Origin of the sequence: Chryseobacterium sp. SIMBA_038, assembly GCF_046535115.1 — a bacterium.
Lineage (GTDB): Bacteria > Bacteroidota > Bacteroidia > Flavobacteriales > Weeksellaceae > Chryseobacterium.
Map to the genome: position 1 here is coordinate 849622 of NZ_JAWRXH010000002.1, position 21931 is coordinate 871552.

Here is a 21931-nt window from a genome sequence, read left to right on the forward strand (position 1 = left end):
AGTAGATTTTCATAATATGCTTTGAAAATGCGCGGCATATTATATTGTTCTAAAATGCACAATACCTATGCCATTTGTTTTTTGCTAAAAAATACGGTCAAAATTTCCTTTTTTGAATAAATAAAATTTTAAAAACTAAAATAAAGAACTAGGATTTCCGTAATTTCTTAAAAATGTGTATTTTCGCAAACTGATAAAAAACTATAATTTATAAAATGGCAATTTTAGGACAGATTAGGAGTAAGCCTTGGCTTTTGATGGGAGTAATTGCACTGGCGCTTTTGGCGTTCCTGGTGAATCCCGATAGTATTGATAAGGTTTTTGGTAAAAATCCTGATGTTTTAGGAAAAGTAAATGGTGAAAAAATTACCCGTGAGGAGTATAATGATCAGCTTTTCGTTCTACAACAGCAGGCTGAGCAGCAAAATCAACCGAAAAATGGTCTTGAAGAACAGGCTTGGCAGTTATTGGTGCAATCCAAACTGATTAAGCAGCAATTCGAGAAAATGGGGTTTGAAATGACGGAAGATTACTTCTGGAACCAGATCCAGTATGATCAAATGTTTGCTCAACAAAAACAGTTCTTTGACGAAAAAGGAAACTTTAAGACTCAGGAGCTTAAAAAACAGATCGAAGAAATGAAGGCTTCAAGTCCGGAAGGTTACAACCAGTGGTTGAAAACCAGAAAATCTGTTGAATACAGACTAATGGCGAGACAGGTCTTTGCAAATATTTCTACAGGTGTTACAACAGGTAAGAAAGAAGCGGAAGAATTAATGAGACAAAGAGATCAGTTAGCTGATATCGATTTTGTGAAAGTTGATTACACTGCTTATCTTCAAAAAACTAAAATCAACGTTAAGACTGAAGATCTTGCGAACTATATTAAGCAACACCCTGTGATGTTTAAAACAGAAGCGAGCAGAAATATCGGTGTAGTTTATTTTCCTTCTCAGCCAAGTGCAGCTGATGATGCAGCAGCTCAGAAAGAGATCACGAAATTGTTCTCTGGAGGTACTGATGCAAGTGGAGGAAAAGAAAACTTCCAGAATACAACAAACGATTCTATGTTTGTAACGGCTAATTCTGATATGCCTTTTAACAATCAGTATTTAAAGCCAAACCAATTGCCACAAGCTATGCAAGCGCAGATTGCTACTGCAGCGGTTGGACAGATTTTTGGACCTTACAAAGAGCAAAACTTCTATGTAGTTTCTAAATTAGTTGGTAAAAAGACTTCGGATTCTACATTGTCTAGACATATTCTTATTGCATTCAAAGGAAGTCCTGCAGGAGAAGGCGTTACAAGGTCTAAAGAACAAGCTAAGAAATTAGCAGATTCTATCGGAGCTATCGTAAAAGCAACTCCGGCTAAATTCACTGAATTTCTTAAGCTATCTAACGATCCAAACTCTGCTGCTCAAGGTGGTAGCCTAGGATGGACAACTCCTGAAACTCCTTTTGTTCCTGAATTCTTGACGTATTTGGCGAACAATCCTAAAGGTGCAACTGGTGTTGTAGAAACTCAATTCGGATATCATATCATCAATATTGAAGATAAGAAAGCGGGATCAATGGGTTATAAAGTAGCTAACTTAGTGAAAGCTATCAAGCCTTCTGATGCTACTGAAGCTGATACAGATAAGAAAGCAAGAAGATTTATCCAACAAGTTCAAGGGAAATCTTTCAACGATTTTGTAAATATTGCTAAAAAATCAAACTATCAATTCTCAAATCCTAAACAGGCTAAGAGATTTGACGGACAGATTCAAGGTCTAGGAACAGACAAAGATGCTGAAATCCTAGGTTGGGCTTTTGATAAGAAAAGAGAGAAAGGTGATACAGAATTCTTTACTGTAGAAGGAACCGGAGATAAAATTATAGTTTACCTAAACGGAAAACAAGAAAAAGGTCTTGCAGATCCTGAATCTGTAAGAGATCAAATTGAAACAATCGTTAAAAATAAATTAGCTGCAAAACAAATTTCTGATAAAATTGCTGCTGCTAAAGCAACAAGCTTAGATCAAATTGCTAAATTATTTGCAACTACAAAACAATCTGCACAGGTTAATTTATTAAACCCATCAGTTGCAGGTTCTATGGAGCCTAAAGTAGCTGGTGCTGCATTTGGTGTTGCAAAAGGAAAAGTTTCTAATCCGGTTGAAGGAGGAACAGGAGTTTATGTTTTAATCAAAAAGAACGAAACTACTAACAAACAACCTGGAGATCTTAAGCAGTTCACAGAGTCTGTTACTCAGAGAAATTCAGGAATGTTCGGTCAGGCTTGGTTAAAGAGCTTACAAGACAATTCTGATATCGATGACTACAGAATCGAGATCTGGAATAAAGTAGGAGCTCAACAACAATAAGAAATTTAATTTCATTCATATAAAATGCGGCAAAGTTTTTGCCGCATTTTTTGTATTTAACGCAGAGCAATAAAAGAAAACATTAATTTAAAATGTGTTATATTTGCTCATAGAAAAAATTTAGCAAGTGAAGTTCAGTAAAGAATTAAAAGCTGGTGTAATAGCAATTTTAGCCATTGTTGGCTTTGTGATATTATTCCAATTTATGAAAGGCAGAAGCCTTTTTACTACCGATAATATATTTTACGCAAAATATGATAACGTTGAGGGATTAGCACAATCTTCCCCTGTTTCGATCAATGGATTGAAGGTAGGTCAGGTTGACAAAATCGTTCCTCAAAGAACAAAAGATGGGAAGATTCATTTTATCGTAAAAGTTACTGTTGACAATAATTTTGAATTCTCAAAACAATCAACTCTTGAAATTTTTGAACCGGGATTAATGTCTGGTAAAGAAATGAGAGTTAATTTGTCGTATGGTGGAGCCTCTGCAAAAGATGGCGATACTTTACAGGGGGCCTTCAAATTGGGTACTTTGGGAAGTCTTTCTTCTCAGGTAGGGCCTGTTAAAGATCAATTACAAACTGTTTTATACAGAGTAGACTCTTTAATGTCTAGTGCCAATCAGGTTGTCAACGCACAAAACAGAGAAGAGATCAGATTATTGCTTGCAAATCTTAACAAAACTGTTGGAGCGTTACAAACTACTGCAGGAAGTGTAAATACTTTGGTTGGTAATAACGATCCGAAACTTCAAAAAGTATTGGATGACGCAAGTGTAACCATGCAGACAGGTAAAGTTACTCTAGATAAATACGGAAACTTAGCAGAAAGCATTGATACTAAAAAATTGAATGCGACTATTGCTAATCTAGATGCTACTGTTGGCAAACTAAATGATGTTGTTGCGGGAATCAATAATGGACAAGGAAGTTTAGGAAAACTGATGAAGGATGAGCAGCTTTACAACAATCTGAACTCAGCATCTACCAACCTGAACTCGTTAATTGAAGATATGAAAGCCAATCCTAAGAGATACATTAATTTCTCAGTTTTTGGTAAGAACAATAAAGACTAATATACCTTATGCAATATATCGATAATATTATTTTTCTGATTTTATTAGTTGCAGGGTTTGGGCTTTTTGCAAAAAGTCTGCAAAAGATATATAGAAATATCAGATTAGGAAGAGAGATCAACCGAAGTGATAATAAACCGGAACGCTGGGAAACCATGGCACGAGTTGCGATGGGACAAAGCAAAATGTCAGCACGTCCTGTTGCAGGAATTTTACACCTTTTCGTGTACGTTGGTTTTGTTATCATTAATATTGAATTAATAGAAATCATCGTTGACGGAATTTTCGGGACACATAGATTCTTAGCAACAATTTTTGGAGATACTTTTTACGGTTTCTTTACCGCAACATTAGAAATTTTAGCCCTTTTAGTGGTAATCGGAGTTGTTACTTTCTTTATTCGTAGAAATTTTTACGGAGTGAAAAGATTAACGATGAAAGAACTTTTCGGATGGCCAAAGAATGATGCCAACTGGATTTTGATCATTGAGTTTGCTTTAATGATGGCTTTCTTTAAAATGAATGCCTCAGATCTTATTCTACAAACGAGAGGTGTGGAAGGTTTTCATCATCTTGGATCTTTCCCGATTAGTGAAATGATTTTTGTTCCGTTTTTGGAAATTTTCAGTTTTGATAACGGATTTTTGATATTCACAGAAAAGGCAGCTTGGTGGTTTCACTTTGTGGGAATCCTTTTCTTCATGAATTATCTTTACTATTCAAAGCATTTACACATAATTTTAGCATTCCCAAGTACTTGGTTTGCCAATTTAGATAAGAAAGGAAAATTCAACAATTTAGATTCTGTAACTAAAGAGATTAAATTGATGATGGATCCCAATGCAGATCCTTACGCTGCTCCGGCAGAAGGTGCGGAAGCTGATGTTCCGTCTAAATTTGGTGCTGAAGATATTTTTGATTTAAATCAGGTTCAGTTATTAAATGCATATTCTTGTACGGAATGTGGAAGATGTACTTCTGTTTGTCCTGCAAATATTACAGGTAAAAAACTTTCTCCAAGATTGATCTTGATGAAAACAAGAGACAGATTGGAAGAAGTTGGAAGAAATATCGATAAAAACGGATCATTCGTTGACGATGGTAAAAAGCTGTTGAATGATTATGTTACCAAAGAAGAACTTTGGGCATGTACTACATGTAACGCTTGTACCGAAGCTTGTCCGATATTATTAGATCCGCTTTCTATCATTTTTGAAATGAGAAGATTCTTGGTAATGGAACAGTCCGCTGCTCCACAGGAATTGAATTTGATGATGACGAATGTGGAAAACAATGCTGCTCCTTGGCAATATAACCAGGCTGACCGTTTGAATTGGGCAAATGATTAAATTTGAATTATGAAATCAAAATTAATAGTTAAAAATTTTGGACCAATAGAAAGTGCTAATTTAGATCTAAAAAGTGTAAACGTTTTTATTGGACCACAAGCTAGTGGAAAGAGTACTTTAGCAAAATTATATACAATATGTAATTCGCCCAAACTTTATCATAATTTTAATGAGGGGGGCAAGACATTTTTCTCAATAACTAAAAATAAAGAGGATTTAGAATTATTTAAAGAACCTAGCTTTAATAAATTTAAAGAAGCACTTGAAGATTATTCAATTATTGACTGTTTAAGTAGTAAAACAGAAATTTTATTTGAAAGCACTACACATAAGGTTGAAATAAAAAAGAATACTATTTCGTTTATTGATAAAATAGATGTATCAAAAATTAATGAATCTTTTGAAAAAAAAGACTTCAATAATTGTAAAGAAGAATTTAGGAAACTATGTAAAATATCCGATAACTTTGACTTTTCTTATAAGTTTTCAATAATGTGGCAGAGACTAAGTCATGCTGAAAAAATGTCAGACAATGTTTCTAAATTATATAATGAATTTTTGAGTACTTTCGATTATGATTTGGATCTAAAGGAGGAAGAAATTTTGCGAGTTATAGATGCAATAAATAGCACTAAAAGAGATTATTTTTTTAAATCACCTTTATATATTCCTGCCGAAAGAGTTATAGTTAATTTATTAAAACAAGCAGCGCTTTCATTTCAAAATTTAGAGATACCAATACCTAAGCACTTATTGAATTTTGCTAGTATTTATAGTAATGCTTCATTTGAAATTAAAGAATTTGATATTGGATTTCTAAAAGAAGGAATTATTTATAAAAATATTAATGGGGAAGATAGAATATATTTTTCTAAAAGAAAAAGTATTAAGTTAACTGAAAGTGCTTCGGGATTCCAAAGTATAATTCCAATTATTCTACCTATAGAATATGTAAAGAATAGAGATAAAGGATATGTTAATTATTCTTTCGTCATTGAGGAGCCTGAAACTAATTTATTTCCTAGAGCTCAATATGATCTTTTAAAATTACTAGAAAGTGGAAGAGGGGATGATTTTGGAAAAATAGATAAAGGAACTATGCATTTTTATACTACTCATAGTCCTTTTTTTCTTTCGTCATTAAATAATTTATTATTTGCCTACATTAAGGGGAATGAAAATGAAAAGAAAAAATTTTCAAATATTGATTCTATTATTTCTAGCAAATCGTGGATAAATCCAAAAGATTTTTCCGCATATCAAATAATTAATGGTAAAACTAAATCAATATTTAATAAAAATAGTGGATTAATTGAAAATAATGTAATTGACCAGGTTTCAGAAGATATAATGAATGATTTTAGAAAAATAGCGGTTGCTTCAGTTGAATAATATGAAAAGTATATTTAATAATACTAATTTTTCTACTTGTTTATCAACGATAACGGATGAAGTATTTTATATTTGTGATGATGGGGGCGTGGGCATACCATGTAGGATATCAGACTCGACTAGTTACGATTTTAAAGTTATTAATCCTAAAAATAAAAAAATTGATTTTACTAAAATAGATAGTTGTGTGTATCATGCAAACGATGGCAGAAAATGTGATTTTTTATTAAATGATGATACGATTGCCTGTTTTATTGAGATAAAATCTTTAACAGATTTTTCTAATTCATGGAAATCTGATTCAAAAAAAGATGATGCCCTAGATCAGATAATAGAGACAATAAAAAAAATAAAATTAAGGTTCCCTACAATAAGCTTGATACATATATATGGAATTATTTGTCTAAAGCCAAATTTACCAACTTTTACTCAAAGCATTCAAGTTGCAGAACAGGTTAGAATTAATAAACTGCTTACAGAAACAGGTTGTCCAAATTTATTCATTGGTAATGAATTAACTTTTAGTAATTAATTATGGATTTACATATAAAAACAATGGCAGAATACGCTGCCGAAGGGAAATCACCCGAAGTTTTATTTTGGGTTGGCTGTGCAGGAAGTTTTGACGACCGTGCCAAAAAAATTACGAAAGCATTTTGCAAAATACTTAACAAAATAGGCGTTGAATTTGCTGTTCTAGGACAGGAAGAAAGCTGTACTGGAGATCCTGCAAAACGTGCCGGAAACGAATTCGTTTTCCAGATGATGGCTTTAACGAATATTGAAGTTCTGAACGCTTATGATGTTAAAAAAATAGTAACGGCTTGTCCACATTGTTTCAATACACTTAAAAACGAATATCCAAGTTTAGGAGGGAATTTTGAAGTGATACATCATACACAATTCCTTAGAAAGCTAATGGAAGAAGGTAGATTGAAAATTGAAGGCGGAGCTTTCAGAGGTAAAAAAATCACTTTCCATGATCCTTGTTATTTAGGAAGAGCAAATGGTGAGTATGAAGCTCCAAGAATGTTGCTTGAAAAATTAGATGCCGAGCTTGTAGAAATGAAGCGTTGCAAGACTAATGGTCTTTGTTGTGGAGCAGGAGGTGCACAGATGTTTAAAGAGCCTGAAAGAGGAATTAAAGATATCAACATCGAAAGAACAGAAGAAGCTCTAGCTTTAGGGCCCAAAGTAATCGCTACAGGTTGCCCATTCTGTAATACAATGATGACGGATGGAGTGAAGCACTTTAACAAGAATGAAGAAGTTGTTGTGAAAGATATTGTTGAGCTTTTGGCTGAAGCAGAAGATTTATAAGAAAATAATTATTTTATATAGTATTAAAACTCAGGAGTGATCTTGAGTTTTTTGTTTTTAATTCAAAATTGTATCTTGCAAGAACATAGAAAACCAATATGAGAAGTATTCTGGCTTCATTTTTTAGATTTATTTTAAGCTTTAATTTTTTCAGGCAGAAATATTTTGCGTTCCATAAATATATTTTTAAGCGATATCATCTTTTTCGGAATGTAAAAAAAACGATAATTTATAGAGATTCTATCAAACTCAATATCAATCTTGATGATTGGATCCAGCAACAGATTTACTTCTTGGGAGAATATGAAAAAGATGAAATCGATTTTTTATATAAGACCTTAAAAGAAGACGATACTTTTATCGATATCGGAGGAAATATTGGCTTATTTTCACTTAATGCATCTAAAATTGTTAAAGAAAAAGGCAATATTTATTCATTTGAAGCTTTTCAACTAAATTATGAGCAGTTTAAAAATCATATTAAAATAAATGATTTTAAAAATATTACTTTAGAGCATCTGGCAATTTCTGATCAGAAGGGATTTATCGAGATTCTTTATAACGAAACTTATGATAATGTTGGAATGGCATCTTCTTACCTTCAGGAATATACTTCAAAAGAAAAAGTTGAAAGCATTAGCTTGGATAATTATGTAAAAGAAAATGGAATTTCGCATATAGATTTAATTAAAATAGACATCGAAGGTGCCGAATATTTTGCTTTAAAAGGAATGGAAAAGGTATTAACCGACATCCGTCCAAAAATTATAATAGAAATAAACAATATCGCCCTCAAAGCTTCCAACCGCAGCGAAAAAGAATTAATCCAATTACTTACAGAAAAAGGCTACACCAAAACAAAAGTACTCAGCCAAAACGAAAATTCTTATAACGCTGTTTTTGAGTTTATTCAATAATTCGGATAGGTTGCAATAAGTTACAACTCTTACTATTTGAAGAAAAAATCGTAATTTTATACTTTAAAAATCATCTAAAATGAAGATTGAAGAATCAAGTATCGTAGAAGCTAACGACTACAGAGTTATTATATATCCGGCATCAAGACCTTTCACAACGAAAGAAGCAAAGACAGTTACTGAAAAATTGTATGATTTTCTGGCAACTTGGGCTGCACACGGAAAACCGCTTTCATCATCTTTTAAGATAGAGAAAAATCAGTTTATCGTGGTTTGTGTGGATGAGGAGAAGGAAATGGCTTCCGGATGTAGTATCGATGCGCTGGGCAAGATCATGAGAGAGATCGATGAAGAATATCAATTAGGTTTATTCGACAGAATGAAGGCGAGTTTTGTAGAGAATGGCGAAATTAAAACCTTAAAATTGATCGATTTTAAAACAAAATTGAGAAACGGAGAATTATCAAGAGACATCGAGGTTTTTGATTTTTCAAAAAACACGTATCTTGATTTCTTAGGTCATTTTCTTTTACCGATCGATAAAAGCTGGGCTGCTTCTATAAAATAATTTCTCTTGAAAATACTTTTTATTTCCTCATGGTTCCCGAACAAATTGGAGCCTACAAACGGTAATTTTGTGCAGCGTCATGCGGAAGCGGCTGCATTGTTACATGATGTGGAAATACTGCATACGATCGGAGATATCAACCAAAAAGAAGAATTTATTTTTGATGATAAATTAATAAACGGAATCAAAACGCTTATTATTTATTATAAAAATTCCAACAATCCGGCTCTAAATTTTTTCAGGCGAATGAAGGCCTACAAAATGGGATTTGCCAAGATGCAAAAGCCAGATTTGGTTCATGCCAGTGTTCTTCATAATAACATGCTTTTTGCAGTCTATTTGAAGAAAAAATATAAAATTCCATTCGTTGTTACAGAACATTGGACGGCTTTACAGGAGCAGAATCTTGACAAAACATCCAATACTGTTAAACGAATTGCAAAATATATAGCAAAAAATGCGGGCTATATTCTGCCTGTAAGTTATAATTTAAAAGACAGTTTAAAACAATTAGGAATTACAACTCCAATGAAAGTAATTTCAAATGTTGTTGATACTGAGCTTTTTACTGTTAAGCCTAAAACTGTACAATCAGAAATCAAATTTCTCCACGTATCAAGCTTAATTCCCCGCAAAAGACCGAAAGATATCATTAATGCTGTCCATTTGTTACATCAAAACGGATTTCAGGTTAGTTTAGAAATCGGAGGCGATGGTGAAACTGAATCTTTAATCAATTTGGTTAAGGATTTACGTGCTGAAAATTATATAAAAGTTTTTGATGCAATAAGTTACGCTGAAGTTGCTGAAAAAATGCAGAACTCAGATTATTTCATTTTATTCAGTGAAAATGAGACTCAAGGTTGTGTAATTTTAGAATCTTATGCATGTGGAAAACCTGTAATTTCAACAAAAGTTGGTGGTGCTGCCGAATTTATCATTGATGGTTTAGGAATTGGAATTGAAAAAAACAATACAGATCAGCTTTATAACGTTTTAGAAAAAATCTGTAATCAGGAATATTCTTTTAAAAATGAATCGGAAATCAGACAGTTTTCTGTAAACGGCTATTCAAGAGAGTCTATTGCCAATCAGTTTACAGAGGTTTATAAAGAAATAATATCATGACAAAAGGCTTTTCTGTTATTATAAAAAAAAATCAGGTTGATACAAAAAGCTTTTTCAATGAAAATAGCTTTAATTCTGTATTGATTGAATCCTCAGAATTTGATATTTTGCTGGAAGGAATTATTTTGAATAAAAAACAGCTTTTAAAAGAAGATTCAGTTTCTGATTTCAATGATTGTATCAAAAAAAAATATAATAAATTCGGGTGGAAAATTATACAACAGTTTGAAGGTGAATTCAGAGGATGTATTTGGGATAAAAAACAAAATAAACTTTATGTTTTTACCAATCCTACTGCGACACAAAGAGTTTTCTATTCTAAAATTAAGGACACTTTTTTTATAGATTCTGATCTTGTAAGATTAAGCCAGACGATTAAAAATCACGGTTATACTTTGAAACCAGATATGACATCGATCTATCAAATCCTTGCCATTGGAAATCTTTTAGAAGACAGAACTCCAATTGAAAACGCTTATAAAATGTTAGATTCTCAAATTTTAGAAATTGATTGCGAGAGTCTGAATTTTAAGAAGATAGAGTATTTTGATGTAAATAATATCCCATATTATAACAAATCTCAAGACAGTGCATTAGACCAAATTCATGAAATTTTTACAGAAGGTGTAAAAATGGAATATGAAAAAGATATTGAACTTGGTGGGTCACATTTAGCTTTACTCAGTGGTGGTTTAGATAGCCGTATGGCAATGATGTATGCAATTAAAAATAATTTTGATATCGATTGTGCATTATGTTTTTCTCAAAAAGATTATTTTGATGAAAAAATATCCAGAAAAATAGCTTCTAATTATAATATTAATTATGAATTTGTTCCGCTGGATAAAGGTTCTTTTTTAAATAAAATTGATGAACTTACAAGAATTTCCGAGGGTACAAGCCTTTATACAGGCGGAGTGCATGTAAGTTACGCTTTAGACCAATTAAAATTTGATGGTTTTTCAATCTTTCATGGTGGACAGATTGGGGATGGTATTTTAGGAGGGTTCAATTCTGAGCCTAAAAGTAAAGCTCCTTCACAGTATAAAATTATTGTGAATAAATCATTTCTGCCAAAAATACAGGAAAATTTAGATCAAGTTTTTAAAAATTATGAAAGAGAAGAGATTTTCTTGTTGAAAAATCTTGCTTACAATAGAACGGTATTAGGAGTCCAGGTAATGCAGGATAAAGCATATCTACTTTCTCCTTTTATGACAAAAGAGTTTATAAAATTCTCCATAAGTCTTCCGGAACAGTGGAAGTATAAACATAAATTTTATCTTCAATGGCTTTTAAAACATTGTAATGAAGCCTCAAAATATACTTGGGAACGTACTTTAATGAAGCCTGATGCACAATGGAAAATTCCTTTCGGTGAAAAATATTTAAAAGGAGCTTATAATGCTTTCTATGATAAAATATTAAAAAAACCAGAGAAAACGAGCATGTATCCTTATCAATATTATTATGATTCTGATATCAGCATTCAAAAAAATTATAATGATTATTTTGAAGAAAATCTGGATAGATTACAAGAGTATCCTGAACTTCGTGATGATGTCATTAATCTTTTTTCGTCAAAATTGTTTTACCATAAATGTCAGGCAATTAATATTTTATCTATTTTTAAACTGTACTTTTAATGAATGAAAAGTCTACAGATTTTTTTACAGAACTTTCTTAAAAATCAGGGGCAGTATGTTCTTGTTTCTTTATTGATTGGAAAACTTTGTGCTTTTCTTTCCTCATTGTTTATCATTAAACTTTTACCGACAGAAGATTTTGGTAAAATGAGTATTGTTGCTGCTATTTTCGCTCTTTTTTCATCGTGTACAGGCTTAGGAAGCCATCAGAGTTTACTGAGATATGGGTCTATTTCTGAAATACAGGCTGATAAAGAAAAACTTTCGGCTTATCTTTTAAGACGAGGCTTTATTTATCAATTGATTCTTACGGTGATTTTTTTAGGAAGCAGTTTATTTTATGTCAATAAATATGAAGATATATTCTGGATATTTATATTTTTCGCTTTGCGTTTTGTAGGGTTTTATTTTTTCAATTATATTCAGACGGAGTTGAGAATCAACGGTAAAAATCGCGAATTTGCCAAATTAAATAATGTTATAAGTATTTTTGGATTAATTATAACGCTTGTGTTTACTTATTTTTTCGAACTAAAAGGATATCTTATTGCGATCGCATTGGTTCCGTTTCTTTCATTTTTTTGGTATAAAAAAACTGATTTAGCTGTAAAAGAAACACCCAATATTTTTAGTTCAAGAGATATTTGGAAATATGCATTTCATACATCAGGAACAACAGTTTTGTCGGATGCTTTGTTTTCTGTAGATATCCTTCTTCTAGGATTTTTATTAAATGAAAATTATGTCGCAGATTATCGTGTTGCTATACTTATTCCATCTAATGTTACTTTTCTTGCTTTAGCTTTTATGCAAAGTGATTTTCCGTTGTTGGCTAAGAATTATACGAATAAAACTTTTCTTAAGAGTTATATTTCAGGATATTATAAATTTTTCATTCCTGTTTGTAGCTTAATTTTTGTTGTCTGTGCATTTTTCAGTAAAGATATTTTGAAGATATTTTTTAATGAAAAGTATGCTGAAAACTCATGGTTATTTGTGATTTTCATTTTTACTTTTTTAATGAATATTCTTTTTAGAAATTTATATGGAAATTTAATGTCTGCTGTTGGGAAAATGGCTGTCAATACTAAAGTTTCGTTGTTTTCTTTATTGCTTTTAATTGGGTTGTCTTTTATTTTAGTTCCGAAGTATCATTTGATGGGAATGACGATCAGTGTTTCTGTTACATTGATTTTGTCGGGTCTTATTTTGGCCTTCTTCTTTTATAAATATCTTAAAGAATTAAAATAAGTTTTTATCTTTGTTGGAATGAAAAATGTTATTTTCGGAATATTGGTCGTATTTTTTGCACTTCTAAGCTGTAGAGGTGATGAAGATGATATTCAAAAAATAGATCAGATATTAAATATTTACATGAAAAATAGTTCCGGGAGGGACTTATTTCATAAAAAGAAAGACAGTACTTTCTATACCTATTCGCTGAATGATGATCTTGCGGATACAGATATTGCTTCCGTAACCAGTTCACTAAAAGTGACTTCCGATTCTCTTTTTTATATTGAATATATTGCAGGAGCAAAAAGAATAGGACTGGACACTTTGGATCCAGATAATAAAACCTATCATTCGGTTATTACTGTTTCGCTAAGAAAAGCGATAAATAATGTACCGATAGATACGATTCAGGAAAAATTGGAGATTCAGTACCGCCGGACTCCTACAGTTTTTGAAGTCTCCAAAGTATATTATAATGACACCTTAAGGTTTACAAAACAACCTGGAGGACCAAACGTAGTTACAATCGTAAAATAATTTTTAAATTTGCACAACTGTTAGATAATTTATGTCTAACATTCTAATAACTAACATCTAAATACAATGTTACAAGTCAATTTTTTGCGCGACAATAAAGAACGCGTTTTAGAAGGTCTGAAAAAAAGACAATTCAAAAATCTTGAGTTGGTAGATGATGCTATTGCTACTGACGACGAAAGAAAAAAAATCCAATTTGAATTAGATTCTCAACTTTCAGAAATCAACAAGATCTCCAAAGAAATTGGATTGTTGATGAAAGAAGGTAAAAAAGAAGAAGCAGAATCTGCAAAATCTAAAACAGCACAATACAAAGAGTCGAGCTCAGAATTGAAATCTCAGTTAGAAATCAAAGAAAAAGCTCTATTAGATATTTTATACCAGCTTCCGAACATTCCAAATGAATTGGTAAAAAGCGGAGCTTCTGCAGAGGATAACGAAATTATTTATCAGTCTCATGATGTTGAAGGTCTTGGTGAAGGAGCAATTCCTCACTGGGAACTGGCTAAAAAATATAATTTGATCGATTTTGAATTAGGAGTGAAAATTGCCGGTGCCGGTTTCCCTGTTTATTTAGGAAAAGGGGCGAGATTGCAGAGAGCTTTGGTTCAATATTTCTTAGATAAAAATGTTGAGAAAGGATATATGGAAGTTAATCCTCCTCACGTTGTGAATGAAGCTTCAGGATATGGAACAGGTCAGTTGCCGGATAAGGAAGGACAGATGTATTATATTCAGGCAGATGATTTATATTTAATTCCAACAGCGGAAGTTCCGGTTACGAATTTATACCGTGATGTTTTGTTGGAGGAAAAAGATCTTCCGATTAAAAATACAGCATTTTCTCAATGCTACAGAAGAGAAGCGGGAAGTTATGGAGCTCACGTAAGAGGGTTAAACCGTCTTCACCAATTCGAGAAAGTAGAAATTGTGAGACTTGAAAAGCCTGAAAATTCTTACGCTGTTTTGGAAGAAATGGTTGAGCATATCAAAGAGATCTTAACGGATCTTGAACTTCCTTACAGAGTTTTGAGACTTTGTGGTGGAGATACAGGCTTTGCGTCTGCAATGACATACGATTTCGAAGTTTGGAGTGCTGCTCAGGAAATGTGGTTAGAAGTAAGTTCAGTTTCTAACTTTGAAACTTTTCAGGCGAATCGTTTGAAGTGCCGTTATAAAACGGATGGTAAATCTCAATTAGTTCATACATTAAATGGTTCTGCAATGGCTCTACCAAGAATTATGGCTGCTTTGCTTGAGAATAATCAAACAGAAGAAGGTATCAAGCTTCCTAAAAAGGTTGCTGAATATGCGAGATTTGATGTAATTAATTAAGCTTAAAAGAGTTTAAACTAAAATAAAAAACCACCGAAATTTTCGGTGGTTTTGTTTTATTCGGTAACTATGATTATTTTCTTGTCTGCATTTTTAAGTGTTGCATCCTTATCAAACATCGATTTTATATCATATTCTATTTTTACAGAATGGTCGTCAACTTGTTTCAGCCAATCGTGTTTTCCGGTGATTGATTTTATTTTACCTTCAAATTTTAATGTAGTTTCAATTTTTTTGAAAAACATCATCATCATTCCTTCGGTTTTTCCGTCGTCTCCAGCTTCATCAGATTGTCCGTCAGGTGACTGTTTTGATAATGCTTCCTTAAGACTTTTTAGATTAAAATTATTTGTATCGATTGTTAACGTTTTACCATCCCAAAGGTTATAGATATTTTGTTCTAAAGGAAGTGTTTCTTGTTTTGTAAAGTTATTTAATGCTTTATAATCAGTTTGAGTGAAATGATCTAATTTTAATGAAAAACCAACAGGATCATTATTTTCTTTGGAAGATTTCATGAAAATTTTCTTCATGATTCTTAAAGAATCGGGATCTTTTGTAGTTTTTCCTTCCTTTTTTTCCAATTCATAAATGCTGGTCCATGTTGTTGGGAGCTTATCCATATCTCCAAACTCTTTTTTGTTCTGTAAAGAATCGGGAGTCATGGCTTTCATTTCTTTGATGAATTCCTTCATATCAATATCAGTGAGCATGGTTGATGCAGCGTCTTTATGATAAACAATTTCAGAATTAATCACGCAGGATTGCAGCACAAAAAGGCTGATTAAAAGTAAAAGTAGAGTTTTTTTCATGGTTTTAGTTATGGTTAATGACAATTGACTGTACTGTGCTGATGGGTGCTGTGATCTCCCGGCAAATGGCAATCGCCTTGATTATCTTTAGAAATGGTCATTGTCTCAGCTCTTGGAGAAATGTAAGGAATTCCGAGTTCCAGCCCTCTTACGATAAATAATCCTCCTAAAACGATCATCACTACAGGAATTACTTTTAAAACTTTTACTCTAAAAGCCTGATTCATCAAGTTTCCGACAAGAACTACCGCAAACATGAATGGAAGTGTTCCGAATCCAAATAAAGCCATATATGCAGCTCCCTGCCATATTCCTCCGCTTGCTAAACTTGCCGTTAAAGCCATGTAAACCATTCCACAAGGTAAAAATCCGTTAAGAATACCTGTTGTAAATCTTGAACGGTAATCTGCTTTTTGAAGAAGCCTTCCTAAATTGGATTTAACTTTAAATAAAAATTTAGAAAAGAAAGGAATTTTCGAAGCAAAATCTTTTCCTCCAAAAGAAAATACGGCCATTATAATCAATAAAATTCCGACAGCTATTGTTAAATATTTTTGAAACCCTGCCATTTCAAAACCTTGACCAATAATTCCTAAAACTGCTCCTAAAAGCGCATAGGTGGAAATTCTTCCGAATTGGTACGTTAGATTTTGAAGATAATAATTGGTAGCCTGTTTTTTTGTCAATCCCATCGATAGGGCAATAGGTCCGCACATTCCGATACAGTGAAATCCGGAGGCGAAACCCAAGCCGATAGCCGATAAAATAAGTGCTATTTCCATATCACATCATAATCCATTCTGTAGTCTGTTTTATCTTTCGTCCACATCAATCTCAATGTATAATTTCCTGGTTTTAATACTTTTCCCGGAATTAAAATAGATTGATTTGCATCCAGCTGTTCAGATTTTTTGATATCTAAATTCTGGTCATCGGTTCTGTTTAAAACAAATTTTACCGTTGTGTTAGAATTATCATATCCTTTAGGAAAGATTACTTTAATTCCGTTTGTATCTTGTTTATATGTAGGTTTTTCCTGTAAATCGTCTGCTTTCTTCTTGGCATCAATTACATCCTGGTATTTTAATTCTTCTTCATAATAATTATCGGTTACCATTTCAGAGTTTTTCTGCCCATTCGGGAAAAGAAATAACATCGATAAAATAAAAACTATGAATGCAAATAATGCAATTACAACACCGTGTCCCCAACTAAAGTTTTTCATTATGTAAATTTTATTATTTTCTAAAGGTCATCTGAAATTATGTTCCATTTTGGTTTTGTGTTTCAAAATCAGGACAATTTCATTGCTAAAATTTAAAACTGTAATTTAAATGGTCCTTCAAAATAGGTTTGATAAGAATCGATCAATTTTCCGTTCATATCATACACTCCGATCGAGATGTTTTGTTTTGAAAGTTTCATATCATCCTCAGGGAAGCTGATATTGATGGTTCCTTTTGACATTTTATCTCTGTCTACAGTAATTTTGCTTGATGCGCTGTAGATGATTTCACCATGTTTAGGCTCGATTACCTTTATCGTTACAATTTTCTTGTCGTTTGTCTTGTTTAAGAATGTATAATTGTAGGTGTTTGTAATTTTTCCGTCTCTTACGAAGAATGTGCTTCCTGCAGGTTTGATGAACTTGGCCTCCATCTCTCCACGATTGTAAAGTAAAAATCCTAAGAACCCAACCAATAAAGCCAGAACGACCGCAAAACCTTTCATTCTTCCTGTGAATTTAAATTCAGTTCCTTGTTCAATTTCGTTTTCAGAAGCATATCTGATTAGACCTTTTGGAAGACCTACTTTCTCCATTACTTCATCACAAGCATCGATACACGCAGTACAGTTGATGCATTCCAACTGCTGTCCGTCTCTGATGTCGATTCCTGTAGGACAAACTACTACACATTGATGACAGTCGATACAATCTCCTTTTCCGGCAGCTTTCCTGTCTTCACCTTTTCTCCATTTTGATCTGTTTTCTCCACGGTTGAAATCGTAGAAAACGTTGATGGTATCTTTATCAATTAAAACTCCCTGCAATCTTCCGTAAGGACAAACCAATGTACAAACCTGCTCTCTGAACCAAGCGAATACAAAGTAAAATGCTGCAGTAAAAAGAACCATTACAATAAAATTGGTAGGATGTGCAAATGGCCCTTCTGATATAATTTTAAATATTTCCTGATATCCAACAATATACATCAGCATAAAGTGAGTGATGATCAAGGAAATGATCATATAAACTGTCCATTTTAAGCTTCTTTTCCAGATCTTTTCGCTGTTCCACTCTTGTCTGTCCAGTCTCATTTGGCTGTTTCGGTCACCTTCAATAAGATATTCAATTTTACGGAAAATCGATTCCATAAAAATTGTCTGAGGGCATATCCACCCGCAGAAAATTCTTCCGAACGCAATCGTAAAAATGATGATAAATATTAAAGAGGCTATGGCACCTAAAGTAAGAATGAAAAAGTCTTGTGGATAGAAAGGCTGTCCAATGATGTAAAACTCCCTATCAATAACGTTGAACAAAAAGAATGGGTTGCCATTGATCTTGATGAATGGCACTGCAAAATAAATAACCAATAGGGTATAGCTTACAATATCTCTATAGTTGGTAAATTTACCTTTAGGCTTTCTCGGAAATACCCATTTTCTTTTTCCGGATCGCTCCATTGTCCCTATAGAATCTCTGTAAGTCTCAGGGTCCAGAACCTGTCCCTGTCCGCCACGTACTTCTGTTTCTTCTATTTCTGACATTTTTGTAATGTGTTTAAAAAAAGAAAAACATAATTCGTTACTATTTTTTAATCTAATAACAAATTATGTTTTTTCATATGTTTTAAAATTTAATTTTAAATTATTCTTTTTCCCAATGAGCTTCTGTTCCCTGAGGAGCTGCTCCACCCTGAGCTGGTGTCACTGGCGGTTGCTCTTGATTGATGTGATATACATACGCTGCAATCTTCTCAATCTCGGCTCCGGAAACTTCACCGTTTTTACCGAATGCTCTCATCGCAGGGTTAGTAGGAGAACCATTCCAGTCCATATGGAAAACGTTTTTAAATAAAGTTTTCTCTGGCTGGTTGATCCAGTAGTTATCCGTCAAGTTTGGACCGATACCACCACTACCATCTTCCTTGTGACATGATGCACAGTTGGTTTTGAAAAGCTCCTTACCGTCTGCAATATTATCAGCAGAATATTTTGCTGTTTCAATAGTTACAGGAGGCTGACTTTTTTCGTATTCTGCAATACTTGCAATCTGCTCTTTATATTCTTTCTCGTACTCACTTAATGGGTGAGCGAAATCTGTGAAAGAGAATGCGCATATATAAACTATACAAAAAGCAGTCCCAAAATAGAATAAACCTACCCACCATTTTGGTAATTGGTTATCCAATTCCATGATTCCGTCGAAACCGTGGTCAATAAGGATATCTTTTTCTTCTGTAGCAGATTGTTTTTTGAATGCACTTTCATATATTCTCTTTAAAAAAGGAACTTTCTTTTCTGCTAAATATGCTGCTTTTTCTTCTGCAGATAATTTTTTGAATTTATTATTTTCAATTAAATCTCCGATCGAACTGTGGATATAAGCCAAAATAGCACCTATCACAACAGTACCCCAGAAATATGGTGAAGCTAAAAACGTGTAGCTCTGTACAAACAAATAATAAAAAACTATTAGAAGTCCAATTATTATTAAAATGTTTACAACAACCGGTGTCCTTTGTTTCATAATAAATAGTTTAATTTTTTAAATTAAAATCGTCTCCATCATCCCCCAGTGGAGCTTCTTCTTCTTCCTTATAATATTTTTTAGGTCTGCTAAAAACATATATGATTAAGGCTACGAAGAACATCATAAAGAATATCAGTGCCAATGTTTGATACAAGCCTGCATTTTCGGTATTGGATAATATATCTTTAAAGTTCTGAGGAATCATTTTTGAAGCTTTTAATGTTTAGTTATTACTTGCTGTTTTTATTTCCGTTGTTTTGATATCAGTTCCTAATCTTTGTAGGTACGAGATAAGAGCTACAATCTCTTTTTTCTCTAATTCTCCTTTAGGTCTCTTAGCATAAGCATCTTTTAAGTCAGCTGCTTCAGAGAAGATATCTTTTACAATTTTCGAAGCCTGGTTGTCTGCCCATGCATTAGCAGAATCTATCTGAGGTTTTGTATATGGTACATCGAAAGTATTTTTCATTAGTAACATTTTATCAACCATTTTAGATCTGTCTAAGTTTGTTGCAATTAACCAAGGGTAACGAGGCATGATAGAACCGGCAGATGTAGATCTTGGGTTATACATATGCTTGTAGTGCCAAGAACTTGGGTTTTTACCTCCTTCTCTATGTAAATCTGGTCCTGTTCTTTTTGATCCCCATAAGAATGGTCTGTCATATACGAACTCCCCAGCTTTTGAATACTGTCCGTTTTTACCGTTGAATCTCGTGATCTCATCTCTGAATGGTCTTACCATCTGAGAGTGACAAGCATTACATCCTTCACGGATATAAAGATCTCTACCTTCTAATTCAAGTGGTGAATATGGTTTTACTGCTGAAATCGTTGGTACACTTTTCTTAAGAGATAGTGTAGGGATGATTTCCACAGAACTACCAATAGATATTGTTAAGAAAGATAAGATTCCTAATAATACAGGAGTTCTTTCTAACCAAAGGTGAGTACCTTCTCCTTCTTTTCTGTTTTTTCCGATGTTTGCCAAAGCAGGTGCTTCTGCAGGAACTTCTTTTTGGAATGATCCTTTTCTTACAGTAGCTACAACGTTAACGATCATTAAGATGGCTCCAGAGATGTAGAATAATCCTCCTACGAATCTCATTTTGAAGTAAGGGATGATCGCTGTTACTGTATCCAACCAGTTTTTATACATCAAAGTTCCGTCCGGATTAAATTGTTTCCACATTAATCCTTGAGTAAATCCTGAGATATACATTGGTACAGCATAGAAAATGATTCCTAATGTACCTAACCAGAAGTGCCAGTTAGCCAATTTTACTGAGTATATTTTTGTTCTCCACAAGATTGGTACCAAATAATAGATAACCCCGAATGCCATGAAACCATTCCATCCTAAAGCTCCTAAGTGTACGTGACCAATAACCCAGTCAGTAAAGTGACCAATTTTGTTGATATTTTTTGTTGCTAAAAGCGGTCCTTCAAATGTTGCCATACCATAACAGGTAACTGCAACTACGAAGAATTTCAAGATAGGATTTTCTCTTACCTTATCCCAAGCTCCTCTTAATGTAAGAAGCCCGTTCAGCATTCCTCCCCAAGATGGTGCAATAAGCATGATAGAGAAACCAGTTCCCACTGCCTGAGCCCAAGCCGGAAGTGCTGTATACTGAAGGTGGTGAGGACCAGCCCAGATATATACGAAAATTAATGACCAGAAGTGAATAATAGACAGTTTGTATGAGAAAACCGGTCTGTCAGCAGCTTTTGGTAAGAAGTAATACATCAAACCTAAAACAGGAGTTGTCAATACGAATGCTACTGCATTGTGACCATACCACCATTGTACGATAGCATCTTTTACCCCAGCATATGCTGAATAAGATTTCCAACCTGTGAAAGATAATGGAACTTCTAAGTTGTTAAAAATGTGAAGCATTGCCACTGCGATCCAAGTACCGATGTAGAACCAGATGGCTACATAAAGGTGTCTTACTCTTCTCTTCGCAATTGTTAAGAACATATTTGCTCCGAAAATGATCCATGAGAATGCAATTAATATGTCAATTGGCCATTCATGTTCTGCGTACTCTTTAGAGGTATTGATCCCCATAAAGAAAGTAACGAACGTAGCAACAATCATAAATTGCCAAGTCCAGAAATGTAACCAAGACAATGTATCGCTGTACATTCTTGTTTTTAATAGTCTTTGTAATGAGTAATAAATACCGGTATAAACGATATTACATACGAATGCAAAGATTACGGTGTTGGTGTGCAACATCCTGATTCTACCAAAACCAAACGCCCCATGTGTGTTTATTAAGCCTTGGATGTTCCCACTCTTCAAACTCTGAATCGTAGTATCATCTGTTCCGAATAAAAATTCAGGAAGTTCCGGGTAGAAAAGCATTAACGCTGCCGTAAGCCCAAACAAGAACCCAATAAGCCCAAAAACTATGGTCGCGTAAAGGAATGCCCGAACAATACTGTTGTCATAACTAAACTTTTGTGTCTCCATAT

General features: G+C 33.4%; 20 protein-coding genes. 13 read left to right on the plus strand and 7 right to left on the minus strand.

Going from position 1 to position 21931, the window contains the following annotated elements:
• Positions 1-215: 215 nt before the first annotated feature.
• From SB689_RS10160 to serS, 13 genes are all read left to right on the plus strand, one after another.
• Complete coding sequence (locus tag SB689_RS10160) at positions 216-2369, plus strand: SurA N-terminal domain-containing protein (RefSeq protein ID WP_410692011.1); 2154 nt, start codon at positions 216-218, stop codon at positions 2367-2369.
• Positions 2370-2496: 127 nt separating this feature from the next.
• A complete protein-coding gene (locus SB689_RS10165; RefSeq protein ID WP_066754391.1) occupies positions 2497-3447 on the plus strand; it encodes an MlaD family protein in 951 nt (316 codons plus the stop codon).
• Positions 3448-3455: 8 nt separating this feature from the next.
• On the plus strand, positions 3456-4796 hold the full coding sequence (locus tag SB689_RS10170) for a 4Fe-4S dicluster domain-containing protein (protein WP_410692012.1): 1341 nt from the start codon (positions 3456-3458) through the stop codon (positions 4794-4796).
• Positions 4797-4805: 9 nt separating this feature from the next.
• The gene (locus SB689_RS10175; protein WP_410692013.1) at positions 4806-6188 is read left to right on the plus strand and encodes an AAA family ATPase; all 1383 of its coding nucleotides are present in this window, start codon (positions 4806-4808) and stop codon (positions 6186-6188) included.
• Between the two features lies 1 nt (position 6189).
• Positions 6190-6720 carry a hypothetical protein gene (locus SB689_RS10180; protein WP_410692014.1) on the plus strand — a complete coding sequence of 177 codons (531 nt, stop codon included), beginning with the start codon at positions 6190-6192 and terminating at the stop codon, positions 6718-6720.
• A gap of 2 nt (positions 6721-6722) precedes the next feature.
• The gene (locus tag SB689_RS10185) at positions 6723-7508 is read left to right on the plus strand and encodes a (Fe-S)-binding protein (protein WP_410692015.1); all 786 of its coding nucleotides are present in this window, start codon (positions 6723-6725) and stop codon (positions 7506-7508) included.
• A gap of 98 nt (positions 7509-7606) precedes the next feature.
• Positions 7607-8425, plus strand: a complete 819-nt coding sequence (locus SB689_RS10190) for an FkbM family methyltransferase (protein ID WP_410692016.1) — start codon at positions 7607-7609, stop codon at positions 8423-8425.
• Positions 8426-8504: 79 nt separating this feature from the next.
• The gene (locus SB689_RS10195) at positions 8505-8993 is read left to right on the plus strand and encodes a hypothetical protein (RefSeq protein WP_410692017.1); all 489 of its coding nucleotides are present in this window, start codon (positions 8505-8507) and stop codon (positions 8991-8993) included.
• A gap of 6 nt (positions 8994-8999) precedes the next feature.
• Positions 9000-10121 carry a glycosyltransferase gene (locus tag SB689_RS10200; RefSeq protein WP_410692018.1) on the plus strand — a complete coding sequence of 374 codons (1122 nt, stop codon included), beginning with the start codon at positions 9000-9002 and terminating at the stop codon, positions 10119-10121.
• A complete protein-coding gene (locus tag SB689_RS10205; protein WP_410692019.1) occupies positions 10118-11767 on the plus strand; it encodes an asparagine synthase-related protein in 1650 nt (549 codons plus the stop codon). Before SB689_RS10200 ends, SB689_RS10205 begins: the two co-directional genes overlap by 4 nt.
• Before the next feature lie 3 nt (positions 11768-11770).
• On the plus strand, positions 11771-13018 hold the full coding sequence (locus SB689_RS10210; RefSeq protein ID WP_410692021.1) for an oligosaccharide flippase family protein: 1248 nt from the start codon (positions 11771-11773) through the stop codon (positions 13016-13018).
• 18 nt (positions 13019-13036) lie between these two features.
• On the plus strand, positions 13037-13540 hold the full coding sequence (locus SB689_RS10215; RefSeq protein ID WP_410692022.1) for a hypothetical protein: 504 nt from the start codon (positions 13037-13039) through the stop codon (positions 13538-13540).
• 66 nt (positions 13541-13606) lie between these two features.
• A complete protein-coding gene (gene serS, locus SB689_RS10220) occupies positions 13607-14875 on the plus strand; it encodes a serine--tRNA ligase (RefSeq protein ID WP_410692023.1) in 1269 nt (422 codons plus the stop codon).
• A 56-nt stretch (positions 14876-14931) separates the two neighbouring features.
• On the opposite strand, the gene SB689_RS10225 is transcribed toward serS, so the two are convergent.
• From SB689_RS10225 to ccoN, 7 genes are all read right to left on the minus strand, one after another.
• Positions 14932-15687 (minus strand): hypothetical protein, encoded by a 756-nt coding sequence (locus tag SB689_RS10225; RefSeq protein WP_410692025.1) that lies wholly within the window; start codon positions 15685-15687, stop codon positions 14932-14934.
• Positions 15688-15701: 14 nt separating this feature from the next.
• Positions 15702-16469 carry a sulfite exporter TauE/SafE family protein gene (locus SB689_RS10230; protein WP_410692026.1) on the minus strand — a complete coding sequence of 256 codons (768 nt, stop codon included), beginning with the start codon at positions 16467-16469 and terminating at the stop codon, positions 15702-15704.
• On the minus strand, positions 16460-16912 hold the full coding sequence (locus tag SB689_RS10235; RefSeq protein WP_066754418.1) for a FixH family protein: 453 nt from the start codon (positions 16910-16912) through the stop codon (positions 16460-16462). Before SB689_RS10235 ends, SB689_RS10230 begins: the two co-directional genes overlap by 10 nt.
• Before the next feature lie 92 nt (positions 16913-17004).
• The gene (gene ccoG, locus SB689_RS10240; protein WP_410692027.1) at positions 17005-18459 is read right to left on the minus strand and encodes a cytochrome c oxidase accessory protein CcoG; all 1455 of its coding nucleotides are present in this window, start codon (positions 18457-18459) and stop codon (positions 17005-17007) included.
• A gap of 100 nt (positions 18460-18559) precedes the next feature.
• Positions 18560-19441 carry a cbb3-type cytochrome c oxidase N-terminal domain-containing protein gene (locus SB689_RS10245; RefSeq protein ID WP_410692028.1) on the minus strand — a complete coding sequence of 294 codons (882 nt, stop codon included), beginning with the start codon at positions 19439-19441 and terminating at the stop codon, positions 18560-18562.
• Positions 19442-19451: 10 nt separating this feature from the next.
• Positions 19452-19649, minus strand: a complete 198-nt coding sequence (locus SB689_RS10250; protein WP_066754426.1) for a cbb3-type cytochrome c oxidase subunit 3 — start codon at positions 19647-19649, stop codon at positions 19452-19454.
• An 18-nt stretch (positions 19650-19667) separates the two neighbouring features.
• Positions 19668-21929: a cytochrome-c oxidase, cbb3-type subunit I gene (gene ccoN / locus SB689_RS10255; RefSeq protein WP_066754427.1), complete on the minus strand. Its 2262-nt coding sequence runs from the start codon at positions 21927-21929 to the stop codon at positions 19668-19670.
• Positions 21930-21931: the final 2 nt, after the last annotated feature.